This is a genomic window from Modestobacter sp. SYSU DS0904, assembly GCF_054051115.1.
Genome location: NZ_JBJHAQ010000008.1, coordinates 56,929 through 79,989, shown reverse-complemented (window position 1 = coordinate 79,989; position 23,061 = coordinate 56,929). Strand labels below are relative to the sequence as shown.

Annotated in this window: 16 protein-coding genes; 9 read left to right on the top strand and 7 right to left on the bottom strand. The window is 73.8% G+C overall.

From position 1 onward, the window contains the following. Nucleotides 1-7: 7 nt before the first annotated feature. From ACI79U_RS07840 to ACI79U_RS07810, 7 genes are all read left to right on the top strand, one after another. Nucleotides 8-376: a YraN family protein gene (locus ACI79U_RS07840; RefSeq protein WP_457066406.1), complete on the top strand. Its 369-nt coding sequence runs from the start codon at nt 8-10 to the stop codon at nt 374-376. Next, nucleotides 376-1,896, top strand: coding sequence for a YifB family Mg chelatase-like AAA ATPase (locus ACI79U_RS07835; protein WP_457066404.1), 1,521 nt, complete (start codon nt 376-378; stop codon nt 1,894-1,896). Before ACI79U_RS07840 ends, ACI79U_RS07835 begins: the two co-directional genes overlap by 1 nt. Beyond that, the gene (gene dprA / locus ACI79U_RS07830; RefSeq protein WP_457066402.1) at nt 1,893-3,161 is read left to right on the top strand and encodes a DNA-processing protein DprA; all 1,269 of its coding nucleotides are present in this window, start codon (nt 1,893-1,895) and stop codon (nt 3,159-3,161) included. The genes ACI79U_RS07835 and dprA overlap by 4 nt, the downstream gene beginning before the upstream one ends. Nucleotides 3,162-3,192: 31 nt before the next feature. Then, nucleotides 3,193-4,149 carry a tyrosine recombinase XerC gene (locus tag ACI79U_RS07825; RefSeq protein WP_457066400.1) on the top strand — a complete coding sequence of 319 codons (957 nt, stop codon included), beginning with the start codon at nt 3,193-3,195 and terminating at the stop codon, nt 4,147-4,149. Nucleotides 4,150-4,196: 47 nt separating this feature from the next. Beyond that, nucleotides 4,197-5,000, top strand: coding sequence for an RNA polymerase sigma factor WhiG (gene whiG, locus ACI79U_RS07820; protein WP_457066398.1), 804 nt, complete (start codon nt 4,197-4,199; stop codon nt 4,998-5,000). 554 nt (nt 5,001-5,554) lie between these two features. Continuing rightward, nucleotides 5,555-6,736, top strand: coding sequence for a PP2C family protein-serine/threonine phosphatase (locus ACI79U_RS07815; protein WP_457066396.1), 1,182 nt, complete (start codon nt 5,555-5,557; stop codon nt 6,734-6,736). A gap of 112 nt (nt 6,737-6,848) precedes the next feature. Next, entirely contained in the window at nt 6,849-7,856 is a 1,008-nt protein-coding gene (locus ACI79U_RS07810; RefSeq protein ID WP_457066394.1) for an anti-sigma factor RsbA family regulatory protein, read from the top strand. A gap of 44 nt (nt 7,857-7,900) precedes the next feature. Here the strand turns inward: ACI79U_RS07810 and ACI79U_RS07805 are convergent, their stop codons facing one another. After that, the gene (locus tag ACI79U_RS07805; protein ID WP_457066392.1) at nt 7,901-10,513 is read right to left on the bottom strand and encodes a SpoIIE family protein phosphatase; all 2,613 of its coding nucleotides are present in this window, start codon (nt 10,511-10,513) and stop codon (nt 7,901-7,903) included. Nucleotides 10,514-10,827: 314 nt separating this feature from the next. Between ACI79U_RS07805 and ACI79U_RS07800 the strand changes: the two genes are divergently transcribed. Further along, on the top strand, nt 10,828-11,580 hold the full coding sequence (locus tag ACI79U_RS07800) for a GAF and ANTAR domain-containing protein (RefSeq protein WP_457066390.1): 753 nt from the start codon (nt 10,828-10,830) through the stop codon (nt 11,578-11,580). Nucleotides 11,581-11,854: 274 nt separating this feature from the next. Continuing rightward, nucleotides 11,855-13,780 (top strand): hypothetical protein, encoded by a 1,926-nt coding sequence (locus ACI79U_RS07795; RefSeq protein ID WP_457066388.1) that lies wholly within the window; start codon nt 11,855-11,857, stop codon nt 13,778-13,780. A gap of 84 nt (nt 13,781-13,864) precedes the next feature. Here ACI79U_RS07795 and ACI79U_RS07790 read toward each other — a convergent pair whose 3' ends face one another. From ACI79U_RS07790 to ACI79U_RS07765, 6 genes are all read right to left on the bottom strand, one after another. Continuing rightward, nucleotides 13,865-14,455 (bottom strand): hypothetical protein, encoded by a 591-nt coding sequence (locus ACI79U_RS07790; RefSeq protein WP_457066386.1) that lies wholly within the window; start codon nt 14,453-14,455, stop codon nt 13,865-13,867. 34 nt (nt 14,456-14,489) lie between these two features. Continuing rightward, nucleotides 14,490-15,758 (bottom strand): helix-turn-helix domain-containing protein, encoded by a 1,269-nt coding sequence (locus tag ACI79U_RS07785; protein WP_457066384.1) that lies wholly within the window; start codon nt 15,756-15,758, stop codon nt 14,490-14,492. 251 nt (nt 15,759-16,009) lie between these two features. Further along, nucleotides 16,010-17,170 carry a Wadjet anti-phage system protein JetD domain-containing protein gene (locus ACI79U_RS07780; RefSeq protein ID WP_457066382.1) on the bottom strand — a complete coding sequence of 387 codons (1,161 nt, stop codon included), beginning with the start codon at nt 17,168-17,170 and terminating at the stop codon, nt 16,010-16,012. Beyond that, a complete protein-coding gene (locus tag ACI79U_RS07775) occupies nt 17,167-20,661 on the bottom strand; it encodes an ATP-binding protein (protein WP_457066380.1) in 3,495 nt (1,164 codons plus the stop codon). The genes ACI79U_RS07780 and ACI79U_RS07775 overlap by 4 nt, the downstream gene beginning before the upstream one ends. A gap of 3 nt (nt 20,662-20,664) precedes the next feature. Continuing rightward, nucleotides 20,665-21,462, bottom strand: a complete 798-nt coding sequence (locus ACI79U_RS07770) for a DUF4194 domain-containing protein (protein ID WP_457066378.1) — start codon at nt 21,460-21,462, stop codon at nt 20,665-20,667. Beyond that, complete coding sequence (locus tag ACI79U_RS07765; RefSeq protein WP_457066376.1) at nt 21,459-23,003, bottom strand: DUF3375 domain-containing protein; 1,545 nt, start codon at nt 23,001-23,003, stop codon at nt 21,459-21,461. Before ACI79U_RS07765 ends, ACI79U_RS07770 begins: the two co-directional genes overlap by 4 nt. Nucleotides 23,004-23,061: the final 58 nt, after the last annotated feature.

Below are 23,061 nucleotides of genomic sequence, written 5' to 3'. Positions count from 1 at the left end.
TCGAGGGGTGTCCACGACCCCCACCCCACGAGCCGCTCTCGGCGCCTACGGCGAGCGGGTGGCCGTCCGGCTGCTCACCGACGCCGGCATGCAGGTGCTCGACCGGAACTGGCGCTGCCGCCACGGTGAGCTCGACGTCGTCGCCCGCGACGGCGACGCGATCGTCTTCTGCGAGGTGAAGACCCGCCGGGGCACCGGCTTCGGGCACCCCGCGGAAGCGGTCACCGCCGGCAAGCGGCGGCGGCTGCGCCAGCTGGCCCGCGCCTGGCTCGCCGCGCACGAGCACCACGCACCCGACCTGCGCTTCGACGTCGTGGGGGTGCACGTCCCGGTCGACGGGCCGGCCCGCGTGGCGCACCTGCGGAACGCGTTCTGATGGCGCTGGCCCGGACGTGGTCGGTGGGGTTGGTCGGCGTGCGGGGCGCCATGGTCGAGGTCGAGGTCGACCTCGCCGCCGGGGTGCCCACGGTGGTGCTCGTCGGCCTGCCCGACGCCGTCGTGCGCCAGTCGGTCGACCGGGTGCGCGCGGCGGTCGTCAACAGCGGGCACGACTTCCCGCTCCGCCGGGTGACCATCGGCCTGTCCCCGGCGGCGATGCCGAAGCAGGGCAGCGGCTTCGACCTCGCCCTCGCCGTGGCGGTGCTCGCCGGCGCCGGCGTGGTGCCCGCCGATCGGGTGCGCCAGCTGGTCCTGCTCGGCGAGCTCGGCCTGGACGGCTCGCTGCGGACGGTCCGCGGGGTGCTCCCCGCCGTGCTCGCCGCCGCCCGCGCCGGGCACCGGCAGGTCGTGGTGCCGGCCGACAACGCCGACGAGGCCGCGCTCGTCGAGGGGATCGAGGTGCTGGCTGCCGGGAGCCTGCGGCAGGTCGTCGGCCACCTGGCCGGTGCCGCCGCGGTCCCGGCCCACGTCCGGGGGCCCGCGGCTCCCGAGCCCCCGGGCCCGGATCTGGCCGACGTCGTCGGGCAGGCCGCCGGGCGCCGGGCGGTGGAGGTCGCCGCCGCCGGGGGGCACCACCTGTTCCTCAGCGGCCCGCCCGGCGCGGGCAAGACCATGCTCGCCGAGCGGCTGCCGGGCCTGCTGCCGCCACTGGACGAGCGGGCCGCGATGGAGGTCACCGCGATCGCCTCGGTCGCCGGCACCCTGCCCCCGGGGGCGCCGCTGGTCCGGCGGCCCACCTTCGAGTCACCGCACCACTCGGCGACGATGGCCGCGCTGGTCGGCGGTGGGTCGGGCCAGATCCGCCCGGGCGCGCTGTGCCGGGCCCACCTGGGTGTGCTGTTCCTGGACGAGGCACCGGAGTTCCCGCGAGCCGTGCTCGACACGCTGCGGCAGCCGCTGGAGCGCGGCGAGGTCACCATCCACCGGGCGAACGGCTCGGCGACGTTCCCCTGCCGGGCGCAGCTGGTGCTGGCCGCCAACCCGTGCCCCTGCGCGAGCGCGGCCGGTGACACCGCCTGCACGTGCAGCCCGCTGGAGCGCCGGCGCTACCAGTCCCGGCTCTCCGGCCCGCTGCTGGACCGGATCGACCTCAACGTGACCCTCCCGGCGGTGAGCCGCGCCGCCTGGCTGGACGGCGTCGCGCCGCCGGAGTCGACGCAGGTGGTGGCCCGGCGGGTGGGTGCCGCCCGGGCGGCGGCCGCGGCCCGGCTGGCCGGGACCGGGCTCACGCTCAACAGCGCGGTGCCCGGCCGGCTGCTGCGCGAGCGGTGGCCGGTGCCGCGCCGGGCGCTGTCGCTGGCCGAGCGGGCCCTGGAGCGGGGGTCGTTGTCGGTCCGCGGGTTCGACCGGGTGCTGCGGGTCGCGTGGACGCTCGCCGACCTGGCGGGCCACACCGCGCCCGGTGCCGACGAGGTCGCCGAGGCCCTCGGCATGCGCGTGCAGCGGGCCGCGGCATGACCGCCGGGGGAGGGGCGGGGCACGACGCGCTGGTCGCCGACCTGCGCAGCGCACCGGCGGAGACGCACGGGGGTGTCGCCGGGCCGGCGGTCCGCCGGGCGCGGGCCTGGCTCAGTCGTGCGCTCGAACCCGGGTCGGTGGAGGCCTGGCGGTTCGTCGAACGGGTGGGGCCGGTCGAGGCGGTGGCCGCCGTGCGGGCCGGGACCGCCCCACCGCGGGTGCAGGCCGTCGCCGGTGCGCGGGTCACCGAGGACGCCAGCCTCGCCGACCTGCGGCGGGCCGAACGCTGCAACGCGCGCCTGGTGGTGCCCGAGGACGACGAGTGGCCCACCTTCGCCCTGCACTGCCTGACCCTGGCCAGTTCCGCGCTGCCGGAGGACCACCGGCTGGACCGGACACTCGCGCCCGTGCCGCCCCTGGGGCTCTGGGTGCGTGGCAGCGGGGCGCTGGTCGACGTGGTCGACCGCTCGGTCGCGCTGGTCGGCTCGCGTGCGGCGAGCGCCTACGGCGAGCACGTCGCCGGGGAGCTGGCCCACGGGCTGGGGGAGCGCGGCTGGACCACCGTCTCCGGCGGCGCCTACGGGATCGACGCCGCCGCCCACCGCGGGGCGCTGGCCGCCGGTGCCCCCACCGTGGCCGTGCTCGCCTGCGGCGTCGACCGCGCCTACCCGGCGGCGCACTCCGCGCTGTTCTCCCGGCTGTTGGACGGCGGCCTGCTGGTCAGCGAGTGGCCGCCGGGCTGTGCGCCGCTGCGGCACCGGTTCCTGGTCCGCAACCGGCTGATCGCCGCGCTGACCCAGGGCACGGTGGTGGTCGAGGCGGCCGCGCGGTCCGGCGCACTGGCCACGGCCCACCGGGCCGACGACCTGGGCCGCGCGCTGATGGTCGTGCCCGGACCGGTCACCTCCGCGATGTCGGTCGGCTGCCACGAGCTGCTCCGCGACGAGCTGCGCAACGCTCGGCTGGTCACCACCGCGGCGCAGGTCATCGAGCGGGTCGGGTCGCTGGGCGCCGACCTCGCCGCGCCGCCGGAGCGGCCGGGCGACGCCCGCGACGAGCTGTCCGACGTGGCCCGCCGGGTGCTCGACGCCTGCCCGGTCCGCACCGGCGTCAGCCCCGAACGGCTCGCCGCGGTGGCCGGCTGCGACGTCCTCGACGTGCTGCGGGTGCTCCCCTCGCTGGAGCTCGCCGACCTGGTCCAGTGGACCGGCACCGGCTGGCGGCTGCACCCGCCACCGCGGACCGGGACCGGCGCGCCCGGTTGACCGGTCCCGTTCCGGCACGGACGCTGCCCCCATGGCGGGGACGGCCGAGCTGCGGGCGGGGCTGCCGGCTGCCCTCGCCGAGTCGCTGGACGGCTGGGAGGAGCACCTGCGGCTGCAGCGCGACCTCTCCACCCACACCGTGCGCGGGTACGTCGGCGACGTCGTCTCGCTGCTGGACCACCTGGCCCGCCGGCAGGGGACCACCCCGGCCGACCTCGACCTCGGCACGCTGCGCAGCTGGCTCGCCGCCGGCCGCACCCGCGGCGACAGCCGGTCCACCACCGCCCGCCGGGCGGCCTCGGCCCGCTCGTTCACCGCCCACCTGCGCCGCAGCGGCCAGGTGCTCGAGGACGTCGGCCTCCGGTTGGCCAGCCCCCGGGCGCACCGCACGCTGCCCGGGGTGCTCGGCGTCGACCAGGCGCGCGCCGTCCTGGAGCAGGCCACCCAGCCCGCCGACGAGGGCGAGGACGCGGCGGCCACCGCGCTCCGGCTGCGCAACGTGCTGGTGCTCGAGCTGCTGTACGCCAGCGGCATCCGGGTGGGGGAGCTGGTCGGCCTCGACGTCGACGACGTCGACCGTGCCCGGCGGCTGCTCCGGGTGCTGGGCAAGGGACGCAAGGAGCGGAGCGTGCCGTTCGGCGCGCCGGCCGCGCAGGCGCTGGAGACGTGGCTGACCCAGGGGCGCCCGGTCCTGGCCACCCCGGCCAGCGGACCGGCGTTGCTGCTGGGCGTCCGCGGCGGCCGGCTGGACGCACGGGAGGCCCGGCGGGTCGTGCACGCGGCGGTCCAGGCCGCCCCGGGCACCCCGGACATCGGCCCGCACGGGTTGCGGCACTCCGCCGCCACGCACGTCCTGGAGGGCGGTGCCGACCTGCGCTCGGTCCAGGAGCTGCTGGGCCACGCTAGCCTCGCGACCACGCAGGTCTACACGCACGTGACGGTCGAGCGACTGCGCGCGGTCCACGCGCAGGCCCATCCGCGGGCCTGAGAGAGTGGGGACGGCAACGGTGCGCACAGCACCAGGCGATCAGGGGGATGCAGGTGTCTGAGGCGACGGTCCACCAGCTCGGGGCGAGCGACGACCCGGACGCGGCGGTCGCTGACCTCTGGGCCCGCTACGTCCGCGACCGGGACACCGGTCTCCGCGACCGGCTGATCCTGCACTACGCCCCGCTGGTGAAGTACGTCGCCGGCCGGGTCGGCAGCGGTCTGCCCGCGCACGTCGAGCAGGCCGACCTGGTCTCCTACGGCACCTTCGGCCTGATCGACGCGATCACCCGCTTCGAGCCCTCGCGGGAGATCAAGTTCGAGAGCTACGCGATGGCACGCATCCGCGGCGCGATCATCGACGAGCTGCGCTCCACCGACTGGATCCCGCGGTCGGTGCGGATGAAGGCGCGTCAGTTCGAGCGCACGATCACCGACCTCGAGAGCCGGCTCCAGCGGAGCCCGACCGAGGAGGAGATCGCCGCGGAGATGGAGATGGACGTCGAGGACATCCGCAAGTTCCTCGGCCAGCTGTCCCTGGTCAACGTGGTCGCCCTCGACGAGCTGCTCGTCGACGACGACGGCTCCGCCCCGCGCCTGGTCGACACCCTCAAGGACACCAGCGCCCTGGACCCGCAGGCGATGGCCGAGCACGGTGAGGCCCGCCAGCTGCTGGCCCGCGCGGTCGAGCAGCTGCCCGACCGGGAGAAGGTCGTGGTGAGCCTCTACTACTTCGAGGGCCTCACCCTGGCCGACATCGGCCGGGTCCTCGGGGTGACCGAGAGCCGGATCTGCCAGCTGCACACCAAGGCGGTCCTCCAGCTGCGCACCAAGCTCGCCGACATCGCCTGACCCCCGCCTCGGCTCACCCCCAGGGCAGCAGGCTGATCCGCTGAGCAGTTGCACGAGATTGGCATGCGTGAAGTTGCCTGAGCTGCCAAGAGTTGCGCTTGCCAATCTCGGGTTGCACGTTGCCAATCGCCGGCCGATTGGCAGAAGCAGCGATTGGCACAAGCAACTCTTGGCACGTGCAACCGCTGGGCGCCCGGAGCGCCGATCGCCCCCGGTAGGGCGCTCAGCGCTGGCAGCGCTCCCGCTGGGCGCACCCCGGCGGGCCGTGACACCTTCAGCGGGCGCAGGACGGCGTGGGCGGTGTCGCCGAGGTCGCAGTCAGCGAACTGGTCGCCAGCCCTACAAGTAGCCGATGCGCCTCGGCGCCGGGCGCGCAGGTCACGCCGAGGGTGGCTGCTGCCCGCCGGCGGCCTGCAGCCCCGGCGGTCCACGCATGGCCGCTGAGCGAGGCTCGCTCAGCGAGCCACGGTGCCCTTGGCCGGCGGTCACGGTTAGGGCCCCGGGGCGGCGGCTACAGGGTTCGGGTTCCGTCCCCGAGCGACAGGTGAGCCGCAGTGCCCGACGCCCTGAGCTCACTGCTGCGTGCTTCGCACCTGATGGCACCCGACGAGCTGGCGGCCACCGTCGCCCGGCACGCCCAGCTGCTGGGGGCGCGCGAGACAGTGATCTACCTCGTCGACTACGAGCAGGTCACGCTGCTGCCGCTGCCGGGCAACGGCGTGCCCGAGCGTCAGTCGCTGCCTGTGGAGGGCACGCTGGCCGGGCGGGCGTTCCGCCGGGTCGAGCTGCTGACCCGCCCGGCGACCGGAGGGACCCACCTGTGGGTGCCGGTGCTCGACGGCTTGGAGCGGCTCGGGGTAGCCGAGTTCGTGTTCACCGACCCGCCGGGTGAGGAGCTGCTGGAGGAGGTCCGCGCGTTCGTGGCGTTGGTCGCCGAGCTGGTGGTGACCAACGACGCCTACAGTGATCTGTTCGCCAAGCTCCGCCGGCGCAAGACCCTGTCGCTGGCGGCGGAGATGCAGTGGGAGCTGCTTCCGCCGATGACGTTCGGCACCCGCCGGGTCGTCATCACCGGGGGCCTCGAGCCCGCCTACGACGTCGGCGGGGACAGCTTCGACTACCAGGTCACCGGGGACACCGCCGACCTGCTCGTCCTCGACGCGGTCGGGCACGGACTGCCGGCGGCGGTGCTGGCCAGCGTCGCGATCAGCGCCTACCGGCACGGCCGGCGCAACTCCCTGGAACTGCCCGACCTTGCCGCGGAGGTCAACACCGCGATCGCCGACCAGTTCCCGGCCAGCCAGTTCGCGACCGCCGTCCTCGCCCGCCTGGACCTGAGCACCGGCATGCTGCGGTGGATCAACGCCGGCCACCCCGAGCCGCTCATCCTGCGCGGCGCCTCCCTGGTGTCCCCGCCGCGCTGCCCCCCTTCGCGCCCTCTGGGCCTGCAGGACAGGAAACCGGAGGTGTGCACCACCCGCCTGGAGCCCGGGGACCGGTTGCTGCTGTACACCGACGGCATCACCGAGGCCCGCTCCCCGGACGGGGAGTTCTTCGGCGAGCAGCGGCTGGCGGACTTCATCAGCTCCGCCCTGGCCGCCGGCGACCCGGCACCGGAGACGGTGCGGCGGCTGGTGCGCAGCGTGCTCGCCCACCAGGGCGACCAGCTGCAGGACGACGCCAGCATCGTCGTCCTAGAGTGGCTCACCGGCGACCCGGAGCAGCTCCGGCCCTGACGCCAGTGCCCGCTGTGCGCGCCGCGACACACTCATCGAGTGGTCGGGCACGCGGCGGCGTCTACCGTGGGCGCCGGCCGCCCGTACGGAGCGTGAGTGGCACGACGGGGGGTTGGACGCGTTGGGCCTCGAGGCCACGGGGAGCACCGAACGCCGCGGCAGCACGACCGGCACCGTGCCGGGCGGCTGCGCGAGGCCGGGGTTCCGGCATGACGCGCTGTTCTACGACTCGGCGCAGGACCTGGCCGACGTCGCCGCCCCGTTCCTGCTCGAGGGGCTGGCCAACGGCGACGGCGCGGTGATCGCCGCCGGCCCGCACGCCACCGCCGCCCTCTGTGAGGCGGTCGGGAACGACCCGCTGGTCCTGGTGCTGGAACGGCCTGCGCTCTACCGCTCCCGCACGCCGACCGCCATCACCACCTTCCGCGGGCTGGCCGAGCAGGCCAGCCCCGGTCGGCGGGTCCGGGTCGTCGGCGAGGTCGACTTCGGCACGACCACGGCTGACTGGCACGAGTGGCAGCGGTACGAAGCGGTGATCAACTCCGCGTTCGCATCCTCCCCGCTGTGGGGGCTGTGCGTGATGAGCACTGCGCTGCCCGAGCCGCTGCTGACCACTGCCCGTCGCACCCACCCGCACCTGGTCACCGGCGCCGGCCGGATGACCAATCCCGGCTACGTCGACCCGGTGGACTACCTGGCCGGGCTGCCGGTGCCTGACGAGCCGCTGGAGCGCACCCCGCCGGCACTGGCCGCCGATGACGTGCACGACTTCATCGGGCTGCGGCGAACCATCCGCCGACACTTGAGCACGGTCGCTGGACCGGACGACTTGCTCGAGGACTTCCAGCTGGCCGTCGACGAGATGACCTCCAACGCCGTCCGGCACGGCCACCCGCCGGTCAGCCTGCGGCTGTGGAGCGCACCCGGGACGCTGGTGTGCACCATCGCCGACGCAGGTCCCGGACCGGCCGACCCGTTCGCCGGGTACGGGCCAGCCCACGGCGAGGACCTGTCCGCCGGCGGCATGGGCCTGTGGCTGGCCCGGCAGCTGTGCGACCACGTCGCGCTCCGACGCGACGACCACGGGTCCAGCATCCGGCTCACCAGCCATTGGACCTGAGCGCCGAGTACCGGGCCTCGCGCACCGGGGCCCGGGGCCCGGGGTCAGTCGACCGGGAAGCCTGGCGGCACCCGGTGCGGGCCGGCCTCAGCCGGGCGTGGCTGGTCCTGCGGATGCAGCCGCACCGCGATCAGGGCGACGTCGTCGCTGGGTGCATCGGGCAGCATTCGGGTCAGCAGCTCGTCGCACAGCTCATCCAGGTCGGAGCAGGCGAGGTCGGCCAACGCGGTCTGAAGCCGGGCGGTGCCGGCGTCGAGGTCGGAGTCGCGGCGCTCGATGAGCCCGTCGGTGTAGAACACCACGACCACGTCTCGGTCCAGCATCACCTGCGACTCCCGCCGCGGTGCCTCGGCGTCCACCCCGAGCAGCAGGTCGGCGCGGTCGGTGGTGAGCGCGGTGACCGTGCCGTCAGCGGCGACCACCATCGGCGGTGGGTGCCCGGCGTTGGACCAGCACAGCCGGGTCAGCCCCGCCGCGCGGTCGTTGTCGTTCTGCTCCAGCCGCGCCACCACCGTGGTCGCCAGGATCGGTGACTGCAGCGTCTGCATCACCTGCTCCACCTGGCGCAGGACCGACGCCGGGCCGTCGTGGTCCAGGGCTCCGACGGTGCGCACGATGCCGCGGATCTGGCCCATCGCCGCGGCGGCTTCGACGTCGTGGCCGACGACATCGCCGACGACGAGCAGTGTCGCGCCGCCGGGCTGCATGAACGCGTCGTACCAGTCGCCGCCGACTTCAGCGGCCTGCGCGGCGGGCACGTAGCGGACCACGATCTGCAGGTGATCAGGCTCCGGCGGTGGGGTCAGCAGGGACCGTTGGAAGCCCTCGGCGAGGTCGCGCTGCTGCCGGAACAGGCGGGCGTTGTCCAGCACCAGACCGGCGCGGGCGGCGACGTGGCGGGCAGTGGCCAGGTCAGCCGGGGCGAAGGGGCCCCGGTCGCTGCCGGTGCACAGGGTGAGCAGCCCGACCGGCCCGTCCCGGCCGGGCAGCGGGAGCACGGCGACCGACTCCGGTGCCAGCTGCAACACCAGCTCGCGCACCGGCCCGGGCTGCATCATCGCCGCCCCGCGAGCGGCGGCGCCCTCGGCCAGCAGCTGCAGCTGCCCGGTCCGCATCGCCCGGACGATCAGCGCGTCATCACGTAGGGCACCCAGCCGGGCGTGGGCGTAGGCGTCCACGGTGTCCCGCAACTGCGGGTCGTGGTGCCAGGAGGTGACGTTGCGCAGCGCCCGGCGGTCACCACCGGCCTCTTCGTCGTCGATGAGGGTGACGACGCACCAGTCGGCGATGTCAGGCACGACCAGCCGGGTCAGCCGCCGGGCGGCCTCGGCGGCGTCCAACGTCGCCGAGAGCTCCTCGGTGATCCGGGACAGCAGCCGCTCGCGCTCCACGGCCCGCTCCGACAGCTCTTGGGCGCGGTGGCGGGCGGTGATGTCGAGGAAGTACAGGACCATCCCCTCGGCGCTGGGCACTGCGCGGACCTCGACCCGGATGTCGAGCGGCTCGGGGTAGTAGGCCTCAAAGGTCACCGGCTGACCGGTGTCGGCTGCACGGCGGTAGCGGTCCTCGAACTCCGTGCCTACCGCGGCCGGGAACGCCTCCCACAGGGCGCGCCCCAGCAGCTGGCCGGCCGGTGTGCCGAGGACCCGCTCGGCCTCGGCGTTGACGTGGGTCATCACCCAGTCGGTGTCCATCGCGATGAACCCGACCGCCATCGACTCGACCAGCTGCGCCAGCCGGTCCTGCGCCCGCCGGCGGCCGGACACGTCCCACACCGTGCCCAGCAGCCGGACCGACCTGCCCTCGCCGTCGGTCAGCGTCTGCCCGCGGGCGGCGATCCACCGGTGGAAGCCGTCGGCGAGCACGATGCGGTACTCCGCGTCGTACGTCCCGCCGGTGTCGACGGCATGCCTGACGCGGGCCAGGACGTCGGCGAGGTCGTCGGGGTGGATGTGGGCGTAGACGTCGTCGGGACGGCCGCTGAAGGTGGCCCGGTCCATCCCCGACAGCTCCAGCAGCCGGTCATCGACGATCAGCTCGCCGGTGGCCAGGTCCAGGTCGAAGGTGCCCACCTGCCCGGCGTCCAGCGCCAGCGACCAACGGGACCGGTCGACCTCCTGCTGCGCCAACAACTCCTGCGCCTGCGCCGCGGACGCCTCAGCGCGCGCTGTGGCCTCGGCGGCACGCTGCTGGGCTGCGCGGAGGTGCAACTCCGAGCTGCAGGCACCCGCCAGGTCGGTCAACACCGCGAGCTCGTCGGCCGACCAGGTGCGCGGCTGGCTGTCGATCGCGCACAGCGAACCGACCACCAGCCCGCCGGCATCCGTGATCGGCACGCCGGCGTAGGCGATGACGTGCAGGTCCGGGACCGCGAGGTTGTCGGCGACCAGCGGGTCGGTGCGGGCGTCGGCGATGACCAGCGGGTCCGCCGAACGCACCACGTGCTGGCAGAAGGAGTGGCTCAGCGGCGTGCAGCGCGTGGACTGCCACGGCTCGGGCAGCCCCACCGCGCCGGGGAACACCTGCTGCTCCGCCGACACGAGCGTGACCAGCGCGACCGGGACGTCCAGCTGCCGGCGGACCAGGCGGGCGAACCGCTCGAACGCAGGATCCGAGCGCGCCGGCAGCGCGGTGTCCGGTGGCAACGAGCCAGTCACGCAATCCCTCCAGAACCCTCACAACGAGGACTGACCGCCGCCGTCTCGTTGAGCGGGCACGCCGAGGATACCGAGCTGCCCACTCCCGCCCCGGACTCGAGCAGCGGCTTCACCGTGCCCCTTTACCAGCGCTTTCAGGTCGGTGGCTCCACCGCCCGATGCCCGGGGCACCTCCGGCACCGGAACCCGTGCGCACGGTCGACGGGGTCTCGGCAGTCGGTGGTGGGACCACGCAGGGGGCACCCCTGCTCTGCCGTCGACGTCTGCGGCTGTGCGCGCAGCCTGGAGCACTCCGCTCCGAGTACGTTCCGGTCATGGCCGGTTGCGAGGGCACTCCGCGGAGCGCCTCGACGGACGCGGCCGGCTCCACGCAGCACCTGGGGCACGTGATGAGCCGGGTGTCCCGGCAGCTGCAGCAGGAGCGCGGCGACGTGGAGGCCACGCTGCAGGTCATCGTCGCCACCGCGGTCGGGGTGGTGCCCGCCGCTGAGGAGTGCAGCGTCAGCACCGTGACCGGCCGGTCGAAAGTCGAGCCGCGCGCATCGACCAGCGACCTGCCCCGGGAGGTCGACGCCCTGCAGGGGCGCATCGGGCAAGGGCCGTGCCTGGACGCGGTCTGGGAGACCGAAGTGGTCCGGGTCGTCGACGTCGCTGCTGAGGGCCGCTGGCCGGAGTTCGCGCGGCAGGCGGCGGAGCTGGGCGTGGGCAGCATGATGTGCTTCCAGCTGTTCGTCACCGGCGACCAGCTGGGGGCACTCAACGTGTACTCCCACACACCTCGGGTCTTCGACGACGAGAGCCAGGAGATCGGTCAGCTGCTGGCCGCGCACGCCGCCCTCGCGCTGGCCGGCGCCGAGAACGAGCAGAACCTGCGCGCCGGGATGGCCAGCCGGGACATCATCGGGCAGGCCAAGGGCATCCTCATGGAGCGGCACCGGCTGACAGCCGACCAGGCCTTCGGTGTGCTCACCCGGGTGTCCCAGGAGCTGAACCGGAAGCTGGTCGACGTCGCCGGTGAGCTCGCCGACACCGGGCTGGTGCCCGGCAGCGACTTGCGCCGGGACTGAGCCCCGCGTCTCCAATGCGCGCTGACGTTGGCGGGGTGGGGCCCGATCACCGCCGAGGACCTGGACACCGCCGCACAACGGCTGCGGGATCGGGCGGGAGCACGCGACCAACGCGGCGGCCCTTGCGCGGGAGTGCGATGGGCAGCGCGCTGACTGGATGCCGCGTCCTGCGGAGCTGCCGATCATCACGATGGCGGCCCCTGGGCGTGGACCCGATGGGCTGGCGTGGTGGCGGCGACTGCCTGTGTCGGTGGCGCTGGGCACACTGGAAGGCATGGACAGCCATGGCCCCGGCGAGGAGGACAGCACCAGCGCGGCAGGCAGCGGGCTGCCCCGGCCGGCGGAGTTCGTCCCGCAGCTGACGCCGCTGCCCGACGCCGACCCGGAGTGGGTGAACGTCGGGCACCGGTACTGGGCCTGGAGTGGCTTCGCCGACGACTCCGCCGTCTCCACCCGCACCCGACGATCGGTGTGGGCTGAGACGACCACCGCGATCGGCGACGACGCTGGGATGCCTCCCTCGCGGCTGTACCTGGCTGCAGCAGCCGGTGTTCGTGCGGCACTTCCAGCCCTGACCTGCCCGACCTGCCAAGCGCCGGTCACCCTGCGCTCACGGGCCAGCCTGGACGCACTCGCCAACGGCGCGAGCACGGACGCGCACTGCGCCGGCCACGACGCCGACCTCGCCGCAGCGGTCGCCAAGTTGACCGACCCGGCCGCCCGCGCCCGCCGCGACAAGACCCGACAGGCCGCCGCCGCGAGGCGCGCCGAGCAGGAGGCGCAGGCCGGCGCCCGGCAGCGGATCGCCGCGGCGAAGCGGGCCTTCGACGAACGCCGCCGCACGGCGGTGGCCCGTGAGTACCCGCTGCAGCTGGCCGGCGAGACGCCGATGGAGTGGAACCGCGTCGGCGCCGACCTGCGCACCGACGTCGGCGTGCTGGCCATGCTGCGGTACGCACCCGACAGCACCCCCATCGCGCCACTGCCCCAGTGGACGGCCCGCCTCACCCCGGACACCGACCTGACCAGCGCGGCACTCTCCAGCGCCTACCGTTCCGGACTGCTGCGCGTCCACCCGGCCGCCAGCCCACTGGACGCTTTCGCCTGGGACGTCACCTTCGATGACGCCTGGGCGGCCGCCGGCGAGGACCCCGCGGCGCTGCCCGAACCGGCCACGAGTGGGTTCTACCCGCGGTCGGTCGCCTGGTACGCATGGCAGGGCGGCAGCCTCGGAACCGCCGCCGAAGCCCTCGACGCGCACCTGAGCGCCCGCACCCGGGCCTGGCTGACCACCCGCGTCGGCCAGGACGACCTGCGGGACCTGGCCGCCGAGCTCATCGCCGCGGAGACCCGCCGGTACCTGGAGTTCCAGCTCGCCGAGCACTACCTGCCCGAGGTGCCGGAGAACCACCAGGCCCGGCTGGGCGAGGCGCTGCTCCGGGTGGCCCGCGTCCGCCCGCTCGCCGAGACCTACTGCCTCGCCTGGCAGGCCGCCCGGTCGGCCGCCGCGGCCGCGCAAGCCAACCCCCGCGCGCCCCTGGCCAAGATGACCACCCACGCGGTCAACCTGTTCGAGCAGAAGGCTCAGCAGGCCACCACCGACCCCACCTGGGCGATCAAGCCGTTCCGCGAGGACACCCGGGTGCCGCTGGCAGCGCTGACCCGCACCGTCTTCTTCGGGCTGCTCAACCTCGACCCGATGACCGCGTCGCTGTTCACCGTCACCGCCGCGCTGCCGGTGACGGCCGCCGAGACGCTGGCCACCGGCGCGTCCACGTCCGACCACGCAACGGTCGACCCGGCCCTGTCGTCGGCCACCCAGGAGGACGCCGCCGCCCTCCGCGCCACGCTCAGCTGGCTCGCGGCCCAACCCGACCTGCACGTCGACGGGCTCCGCACCCGCCTGCTCGCCGGGCCGGAGGAGTGGATCACCGACCACTGCGCCAGCGACACGGCCGCGGCCGCGCTGCGCACGGCTTGGGCGAACGCCACGGCGGTCCTCGACGCGATGACCGACATCGCCGATCCCCGGACCGCGGCGCTGGCCGCCTACGCCACCGCGGCCGCGCAGACCGAGGAGATCGACTTCCTCAGCGACGACACGGACGAGGGCCGACCCGCCGTCTACCGGGACAGTCTCGGCCGGGTGCTGGCCCAGGAGTTGAGCAGCGCTCTGCTGGCGCCACCCGGCGACGACTGACACCGCCGGCGCCCGGTCGCGACCGGGCGTTGCCCCGGTGCGCTTGCTGCCCGTTCCGCAGTGGGGCGGCCGACGCCGTCCCTTCTACGGCTTCCCGACGCGCCCGAGGTCCCCGGTGCGGAACTCATCGGCGGAGTACTGGCTGGCGGCTCGTCCGGCGGCATGAATGTGGTCAGCGAAGCCCTCGGCGGTCTCGGCGTTCAGCCGCCCGCTCCCGACCATGGCCGACAGCAGCTTGTGGACGCTGAGCGCGGTGAGGCCCCGGTTCTTCGCCTCGACCCGGGCGTCGTGGTCTTCGGTGAGCAGCTTGGGGGTGACGACCTGCAGGCGCTCGGCGAGCGCGAGCGCCACCGCCTCACCCAGGTGCTGCCATGGGTCCCGCAGCGGCCGGCCTGCGCGGATGACGTCCTGGATCGCCTGGACTCCCCTCGAGTCGACCTTGTCGCTGGTGTACAGAGGGCTGCCCAGCCAGGCCAGCTGCGTCAGCGCGGCCGCTGCCAAGCCGCTGACCTGTTCGCGGCCGTCGGCAAGGTGCGTCAGCTCGTCTACGACGATGTCGAGCAGAACGACACGCTCTCGTCGGCATTCGGCCTGGACGGCTGCGGCCAGCCCGCCGTCGACGGCGAGGGTGATGAGGGAGGACGTGTCGGGGATCCAAAGGACGGGCTGACTCATGGGCCCGACCGTGGCGGCCGGTCGCGAACGCTGGTCACCGGCCGGGCGTGCCGCCGGCGACGAGCGCCCCGCCAGCGGGTTCCATGAACTCCCGCCACAGAGCGTCGTCGTCGTCCCGTTCGAGCAGCACCGCCACCGGCGCCAGCCCGATTGCTTCGGCCTGCACGCCCCGGATGGCGGCGGTCAGCAGCCGCTCGGGAGCGCGCACCGTGCGTCGCACGACGGTCGGGGTCATGCCGCCGCTGACGTCGCGGTGCCGGGCGACGAGTTGGTCTTCGTCGCAGTCGCGCCGCACCTTGGTCCCGATGTCGGCGGTCAGCAGGCTCAGCTCGACCAGCTGGTGGACCAGCGCCGGCAGGGACACGCCGAACCGCTGCATCAGCGCCACCAGCGCCCGGTCGCTGACCTGCCCGTCGCTGCTCCATGCCAGCGTCTCCCGAACACCGGAGGCCGGCATCAGCAGGTGCGCGGCGAAGGCGTTCACCCGCCGCTCGAGCAGGTCGGCGGTGTCATACAGGTCGTGGGCGGTGTCGTCGATGATGTCGCGCCGCGGATCGGCCAGCAGGTGATGGCCGAGCTCATGAGCGAGGGTGAACCGCACGTGCCCGTCGGGGAAGTCGCTGCTGGCCACGATCATCGCGACCTGCTCGCCGTGCACGCACAGCCCGTCGGCGTCCTCGCCCAGGGGAGAGATCGCGACATCGACACCGAAGTTCCGCTCGATGAGGCCGGCCAGGTCGCCGATCTCGTGTGCGCCGAGGCTCAGTCCCTCCCGGACACGCTCGGCCAGCCGCCGGCCCTGACGTTGCGCCTCCGCGCGGGTGCGCGGCCGCTCGGTGAACGACTGGCGGGCGTAGTCGATCAGCTGTCCCCCGGCGAGGCTTGCAGCGGCGATGGACGGCGCCGCCCGCAGCGCGAGCACGTCCTCGACCTCCAGCAGTTGCAGCGCGCGCCGGTGCGTGGCGGCGACGTCGTCTCCAGCGCCGGCCGTCAGCCGGTGGGCCAGCGCCAGCCGCCGCGGTCCAGACGCCTCTCCGAGCAGCTCGCCGGCGGCCACGCCCAGGGCGTGAGCGAGCTTGGGCAGCTCACGGACACTGATGCGGCGCTTGCCGCGCTCGATCTTCGAGATCTGGTCCTTGCCCAGCCCGAGCGCCGCCCCCAGCTGCTCGCCGGTCAGCTGCCGGCGGGTGCGGGCCAGCCGGACGCGGGCGCCCACGGCAGCCGCGTCCCGGTCGGTGTCGACTGGGGCCGGCGCCGGGCTCAGCGGGCCCAGCGCCTCCAGCCCGGTCAGCGTCTCGCTCATCGTCATCCTCCATGTAGCACGGTTAGCTGCCATCGTCCTGGACCACCCGGGTGGTCGCAACTATCCCAACGGGTGAGTTGCGACTCGGGTGGTGGGCCTGCGATGCGGTCAGTGCCGTAGTAGCGGTCAGCGCCGTGCCGCTTCCGCTCGAGCTGCGGCTGCGGAACCGGACGAACGCGCGGACCTGAACGGCGGTCAGCGTGCTGCCGCTGCACGGCCTGGTTAGGCCGCGCACGCCGGGCGTACCGACGTCAGCGGCCGGCGGGGACTGCGTGCACCTGCCCGAGCGCCACGCTCAGCGGGATGCGCTCCTGCTCCACGCGGCGGTGCCGGGTCCAGTCCGGCGCGATGAGCTGGTGGTACAGAGTGCGCTCGGCGGCGGTCAGGTGCAGCACCGGTCGCGGCGGGCGGGGGCCGAGCGGCTTGCCGTTCTTGTCGACGTTGGTGCCGAAGCCTTCCCAGGCGTCGTAGGTGGCCGGGTCCATCAGGATCGATGCGGCCGGCACGCCGGCGTCGCGGAAGCCGTCGAGGATCTCCAGGCCGTCGGCGTCCATGTCGCCCCAGTAGATGACCCGTGGAGCGCTGGTGATCCAGTCGAACGCGGCGATCGTGCTGCCGCCGGTGCCGGCGCCTTCGACGGACACCCCGCCGGGGACTGGCGGGAAGTGGATGGCGGTGTCCTTGTTCTCCGAGATGATCACGACCTCGGGCCGGTACGGCAGGGCGACGCGGTCGTCGACGGTGGCCGAGTCGTGCGCCCGTCCGCCGCTGGCGCGGTGATCGGGGTCGAGGTAGGTGAAGTGGATGCGGGCCGGGTGGTCGGGCAGCAGGCCCAGGTTCTCGACGCCGGCGAGCTCGCGGACCAGCGCCCGTCGAGTGTTGAGCCACTTGGCGTGCAGGCCGGGGATCGGCACCTGCCGTGGGGTCAGCCCGGTTGCGTTGTGGGCGGCGAACCAGTCCGCGGCCCGGCACAGCAGGTCGAAGTCGACGTCGGAGAGCTTGTCGACGGCGGTGAGCGTGCGCGCGGGCTGGGTCAGGTGCGGGTAGCGATCGGTCAGGACCGCGGCCCGGTGTCGACCGCGGGGGATCCGGGCGGTCCACTCGCCGGCGACGATTCGGACGGCGGTGTTCAGATCGGGCACGAGGACGTGGGTCGGCAGCTCCTGGTCGGTGCTGGCGACTCGGCGGTTCGTCCACCGCAGCTGCAGGTCCCGCGCGGCAGCCCACGTCCGCCAGGTCCCGACCAGCCGCGCGGCGGCGGCGAAGTCGGCGGCCAGGGCAGCGGAGGTGGGGGCGCCGATCGGGAAGGCGTGCGGCCACACCGGAGCCTCAGCGGTGCCGGTCAGGTCCGCCGCCCAGGATCCCTTCACCCGTCGGCCGATGTCGGCGGTGACCTGCTCGGGGGACTTCACGCGGGCCCGCCGGCGGCGACGGCGTCGGTGATGCGCGCGACGAAGGAGAAGCCGGTGGTGGTGTTCTTGGTGATTGCCAGCAGCTCGTTCATGTGCGGCTCCAGCGCGGTCACCTTGTCCAGCGGCGCGCCGACGATCAGCTGGAACCCCAGGCCCTTCCATGCCTGCACCGCGCGGCCGGCGAACTCGGCGTCGGCCTTGACGAAGCCCTCGTCGAGGAACACCGGCGCGAACCTCGGGCGGGTGCGCAGCTCGTCGCCGAGCCGGAAGCGCAGCGCGGCACCCACGATGAACGCGACCAGCTCCTGGCTCTCCCCGCCGCTCTTCCCGCCGAGCGTGGAGTGCACGCTCAGCAGCTGCCCGTCGGCGCTGTACCGCTCGGCGGTGATCTCCACGTGCCGGCGGACGTCGAGCAGCCGGTCCCGGTCGGAGAGGTCGGCGATGGCGCGCGGGTCGTCGCGGCGCCGAATCTGGGCCATGAACTGCTGCAGCTCGGCGAACCGGCGTTCCATCTGGTTCTCCGGCAGCCCCTTGGTCGCCGCCGACGACAGCGTGCGCAGCTCCCGGCGGAAGGAGGTGACGTGGTCGGGGGTGAGCCGGCGCAGCTTGATCCGCAGGCGGTCGCGGCCGGCACCGAAGGGCAGCGTGCCCAGGATGGCGTTGATCGGGTCCAGCCGGTCCTCGATGTCGGCGATGGAGGCCTCCATCGCCCCGGCCAGCGGCACCAGGTCCTGCCCGCTCCACTCGGTGAGGCGGTTGCGCCATTCGAGGCGGCGGGCGTGCAGCCCGGTGGTCACGATGTTGTCCAGGATCCGGGCGTAGTCCGGGTAGGACGCCGCGGTGACGCCGAGGTTGGGGTCCTCCCACTTGAGCTGGTAGGCCTCGAAGATCCGCCCGAGGTCGGCTTCGGCGCGATCGACCTCGGAGCGGGCGGCGGCGATGGCGTCGGACAGCCGGCGGTGCAGCCGGGCCAGGTTCTTGCCGAACTCGGCCAGGTTGGCCGGGTCGCCCGGGGAGGCGGCCGCAGCGAACTCCTTGTCCAGCCGGGTGATCTGCTCGTCGTCGAGGACGACTCGCTGCTCATCCTCGATCCGGTTCAGCTCGATGCTCACCTCGTCCTGCCGTTCGGCCAGCGCGAGGTGCTCGGCGTCGAGGTCCTTGCCGCGGCGCTGCAGGTCGTACCGGCGCTCGGCGGCGGCGTCCAGGCGCCTGCCGAGTGCCTCGATGAGCACCTCGAGGGCCCGGAGCTGGTCGTCGGCCTCCAGGATGGACCGGCGGCTGCTCTCCAGCTCGCGGATGCGGTCCTCGACGCCGGCGACGTCGATGTCCTCCCACAACGCGGCCTGCACAGCCTCGTAGGCCAGCTGGACCCGGCTCAGCTCCGCCCGCTCCTGCTTCGCCCGCGCCCGCTCATCGTCGAGCTCCCGCAGCCGGGTCTCGAGGATGGCCAGCTCGGCGTCGATGTCGGCGATCGCCTCAGCGCTGCTGAACCCGATGATGTTCGCGGTGTCGTTGCGGCCGTGACTGCCGCGAGAACCACGTCGGGTCTGCCCGGCCAAGGTGACCCGGTAGCCGGGGCCGGCCAGCTCTGCGGCGGTCTCCACGCACAGCGCGTTGCGGGCCTCAGCGGAGACGTACCGGGTCACCCAGTCGCTGAACGGGTGGTCCTTGAACAGCAGCTTCCCGGCGACGCGGGAGGGGTCCAGCGGCCGGTCCCGGTGCGCAGCCGCAGGGATGCCCTCGAAGTCGATGCGGCCGCGCAACCGCAGCGGGTCGATCGCACGGGAGAACTCCTCCAGGCGCTCGGCGGGTACCAGCAGCAGGCGGGCGCTGCCACCGAGGACGGTCTCGATGGCGATGCGCCAGCGGGCGTGCTCGGGCGCGACGTCGATCAGCTCGGCGAGGAACGGCAGCTCGGCCGGGGACATCCCGGCCGCGGCGGCGACCTGCTGGCGCATGTCGTCGAGGAACTTCGGCACCCGCCCGGCGCGGCCGGTGAACGACCGGCGCTCTTCGGTGAGCTTCTGCTTGCGCTCGGACAGCGGGAACTGCTGGCGCAGCACCTCGTCGTGGCGGCGGCCCAGCTTCTCGTCGGCTTCGGCGTAGCCGGCCAGAAACGCCGCGCCGGCTGCGCGGATGGCGTCGAAGTCCTCCCGGCTGCCCAGCGGTGCGGCCAGGACGGTCGTCCGCTGCGCCAGCGCGCCGCGGCGGGCCCGCCGGTCGTCACGGAGCAGCTGGGCGGTGTCGATCTCGGCGGCGAGACGCTCGAGGTCGGCACCTCCGCTGCGGCGGTGCTCCTCCTGCCGGGCCTTCAGGTCGCGGGTGAGCTCATCCTCGTCGCCGCGGGCGCGGCGCAGCCGGTCGGTGTTGTCGATGCGCGCGGTCCGGTTGGTGTCCACCGCGTCGGAGAGCAGGGCCGCCTCGGTGCGCAGGCTCCACAGGCTGACCGGGGTGTCGCCGGGCAGGGTGAGGCCGAAGGTGTCGATGGTCTCGACCTCGGCACGGGCGGTGAGCAGGGTGGTGTGCCGTTCGGTGATGGGGTCGAGCAGCTGGGCCTTCTGCTGCTCGGTCTGCATCGCCAGGTAGGAGGCCTCCAGGTCGTCGAAGTGCTCGATGGCGCGGTCGGCGGCGGCGTAGGTGCCCGGCCGCTCCAGGACCATCTCCTTGTACAGCTCGTCGACGGTGCGGATCTGGTGGCCGGACTGGATGCGCACCAGCAGCCGCAGGGCCTTGGTGCCGTCGCCGTTGGCCCCGATGCCCAGCCGGGTGTGCAGGGTGTTGGCGAAGGAGGCGTAGCTGTCGTGAGTCTTCAGGCCCGGGAAGGCGGCCTTGAGCGCCTTGGGAACGAAGTGCTGGTCGCCGGCGCCGATGTGGTCGGCGAGGGCAGCCAGGTCGAGTACGCCGTCGTAGGTGGCCATCCGCATGGTGATGTCACCGGCGCGACGGGCACGTGCGGGCACGTAGTACACGCGGAAGGCGGTGAATCGTCGGCCGTGGTCGTCGACGAACGTCATGCCGACCGCACCCCAGGCGGCGATGCCCTCACCGCGCAGCACCTTGGCCTTCTCCTGCCCGTCTGCGCCGGCGGTGGTGTCGGTCTGGCCGCGCAGGTAGCTGAGCAGGTTCCGCTGCTCGGCGCTGCGGGCGCGGCCGCCGACCGCGTCGTTGGACGCGCCGTTGAACGGGGTGTCCGACGGCATCATCAGTGCGATGTAGGCGTCGAGCAGGGTGCTCTTGCCGGTGCCCGAGGCGCCGGAGATCAGCGTCGAGCCGGAGTGGAAGTCGAACCGGACACGGCCTTCGAACCCGCCCCAGTTCACCAGCTGGAAGGTCTCGGCCTTCCACTGTGTGGTGCCCTCGGTGGCGCCGTCGACGTGGAACAGCAGCCCGGCGTCATGGACCAGCCCGGCGTCATGCACCAGCCTGGCGTCGCCGGCCGGCTCCTCGTCGTCGGCAGGGGCGAGCAGCTCGCGGTGGTCGTTGGTGGTCATCGCTCAGCTCTCGTCGTCGGCGACGTCCAGGACGCCATCGGGGTCAGTGGGGGCCTCGGGCTGGCCGCCGGGAGTGCTGTTCTGCTCGCGCAGCCAGGTCAGCAGCTCGGCCAGCTTCTCCATGGGCAGCAGCACCTCGATGGCGTTGCTGACCTCGAAGCGCTCGGCGGTGCTCGGGCCGATGAGCAGGCCGGCCTTGTACAGCGCCTCGATCGCCCGCTCCGCGCGCTTCCTGTCGCCGGACTGGTCGGTGGCGTGCGCGGGCCGGTGCTGGTCGACGAACTCCAGCATGTCGTCGCGGTCGACGAAGACTCGGTCGGCGCCGGCGGCCTGCTCGCTGCGGAACCGGCTGCGCAGGTAGACCAGCAGGATCGTGTCCTCCCGGCCCCAGGGTGCGTCGTAGAGCAGCGTGGGGAACGGTCGGCCGCCGCCTTCGGGAGCGACCTGCCGCTTGTAGGCGACCTCGCGGTCGGCGTCCAGATACAGCTCGAGGAACAGGTCGTTGAGCCGGGCGCGGATCGGGCGCGGGTTGCGGGTCAGCGCACGCCACTCCTTCGGATGCGTCCGGGCGCTGATGAACCGCTGCTTGAGCAGCACCACCAGCGCCTTGCGCTGATCGATCTCCAGACCTCCCTCATCGCCCTCGAACAGCGCGACGGTGGACGTCAGCTCACGTTCGGTGTCGTCGGCGTCGATGGCATCCCCGGCCCAGCTGGCGTCACGGAGGTCGACAGGGTCGGTGTCACCGTCGACGGGGTCGCCGGTCAGGGTGTCGTGGTCGGCTCGGTCGAACTCGCTCATCGGTTCTCCTCGGAGGCGGCTGCCGCGATGGCCGTGGGGTCGGTGTGAGGGGCAGGCGTGTCCGGGGCCCCCGCCGGCGCTGGCGCGACCCGGGGCACGGCCAACGCCCGCTCGCTGCCGTTGGGCCGCACCGCCCGGTAGGTCTCGGTGTCGGCGTGCCGGTCCAGACCGGACGAGTTCGTCGCCAGGTGCAGCAGCCCGAAGATCTCCACCGGCCGCCGCAGCGCCGGGTCCAGCCCGTCGAACAGCGCGCCGAGGGAGACCATCGGCTCCGGGTCGGTCAGCGCCTTGGCCAGTTCTCGCCGCAGGGAGTCCAGCGACGGGCCGCCCTGGGCGAGCAGCTCGGTCAGCGACACCGCGTCGGGCCGGTGCTCGCTGACGTCGGACAGCGGTGGCGGCCCGACCTCGGTCTCAGCGTTGTAGAACCGCTCCCGCAGGTGGCTGACCTCGATGCGCGGCGGGAGGAGTTCCAGCGGCACAGCGGCGCGGGGGCCGGCGGTCTTCATCCAGGTGGCCAGCTCGGCGTCGACCTGGCGCAGCGTCGCGTCCAGCTCCCGGTCACGGGTGATGTCGTGGGTGACGATGTACTCCCGCAGCGCCGCGGTCACCCGGCTGCGCCGGGCCAGGACGCTGACGATGCCGTTGCGGATCAGCCCGACGGTGCCGCGCAGCTCGCGCCGGTCGGCGTCGAGAAGGATGTCCTCAGCCAGCGGGTGCCCCAGCAGCGCCCCGAGGTCTTCGCGCAGCTGCAGCAGCAGCGCCTCGTCGCGCAGCAGCGCGAAGGCGCCTTCGAACGCGCGCCCTTCAGGGGTCGCGGTCATCAGCGAGTCGGCGCGGGCCAGGTAGTCGTCGATGACCTCACCGGCGGGGCGCTCCTCGGCCCGGAAGGAGGCGAGGATGCTGCTGCGTAGCCCGGTGAACGCCTCCTCCACGCGGGCAAAGTCGCTGGGCAGCGCCGCGATGAGCTGCAGAAGCTCGCCGTAGCCCTCCAGCATGTAGTCCGACGAGACCTGGGGCAGCTCGCCGCCGTCGAGCAGCCGGTCGCGTTCGGCGGTCAGGCGCTCGATCTCGCTGTCCAGGATCCCCACACGGGCCGCGCGGTCGGGGTTGACCTCGGTGTTGAACCGGCGAACCGCGCTGAGGATGGTGGAGATCCGGTGCTCGGAGAGGCTGGCCCGCTCCCGGGTGAGGCTCTTGACCAGCGCGAGCGCGTCCTGGGCGTGGGAGGTCAGGGAGTACACCTCGGTGCCGTCCTCGGCGGCGCTGCGGACCAGCCACTGGCCGCGCATCCACTTCAGGCACAGGTCGCGGCCAGCGCCGGTCGGCAAGTCCGACGCCGGGACGCCGGCCAGGCGCAGCTCGTCGAGGTAGGCGTCGACCTGGTCGTGCAGCCGCGGCGCCGGGATGCTGCGGATGTCGCGACCGAAGGAGCTGCGGAAGATGGCGATCACGACCGGGGCCATCCCGCGGTGCAGGAGAGTGAGCGTGGGCTGGTCGAAGGCCCCGCGCACGCGGGAGAGCTCTCCGGCGATGTCGCTCACGGCTGCCTCCCTCGGTCGCGGTCACCGACGTGCGCTGCCGCAGGGCTGGGCACCGGTG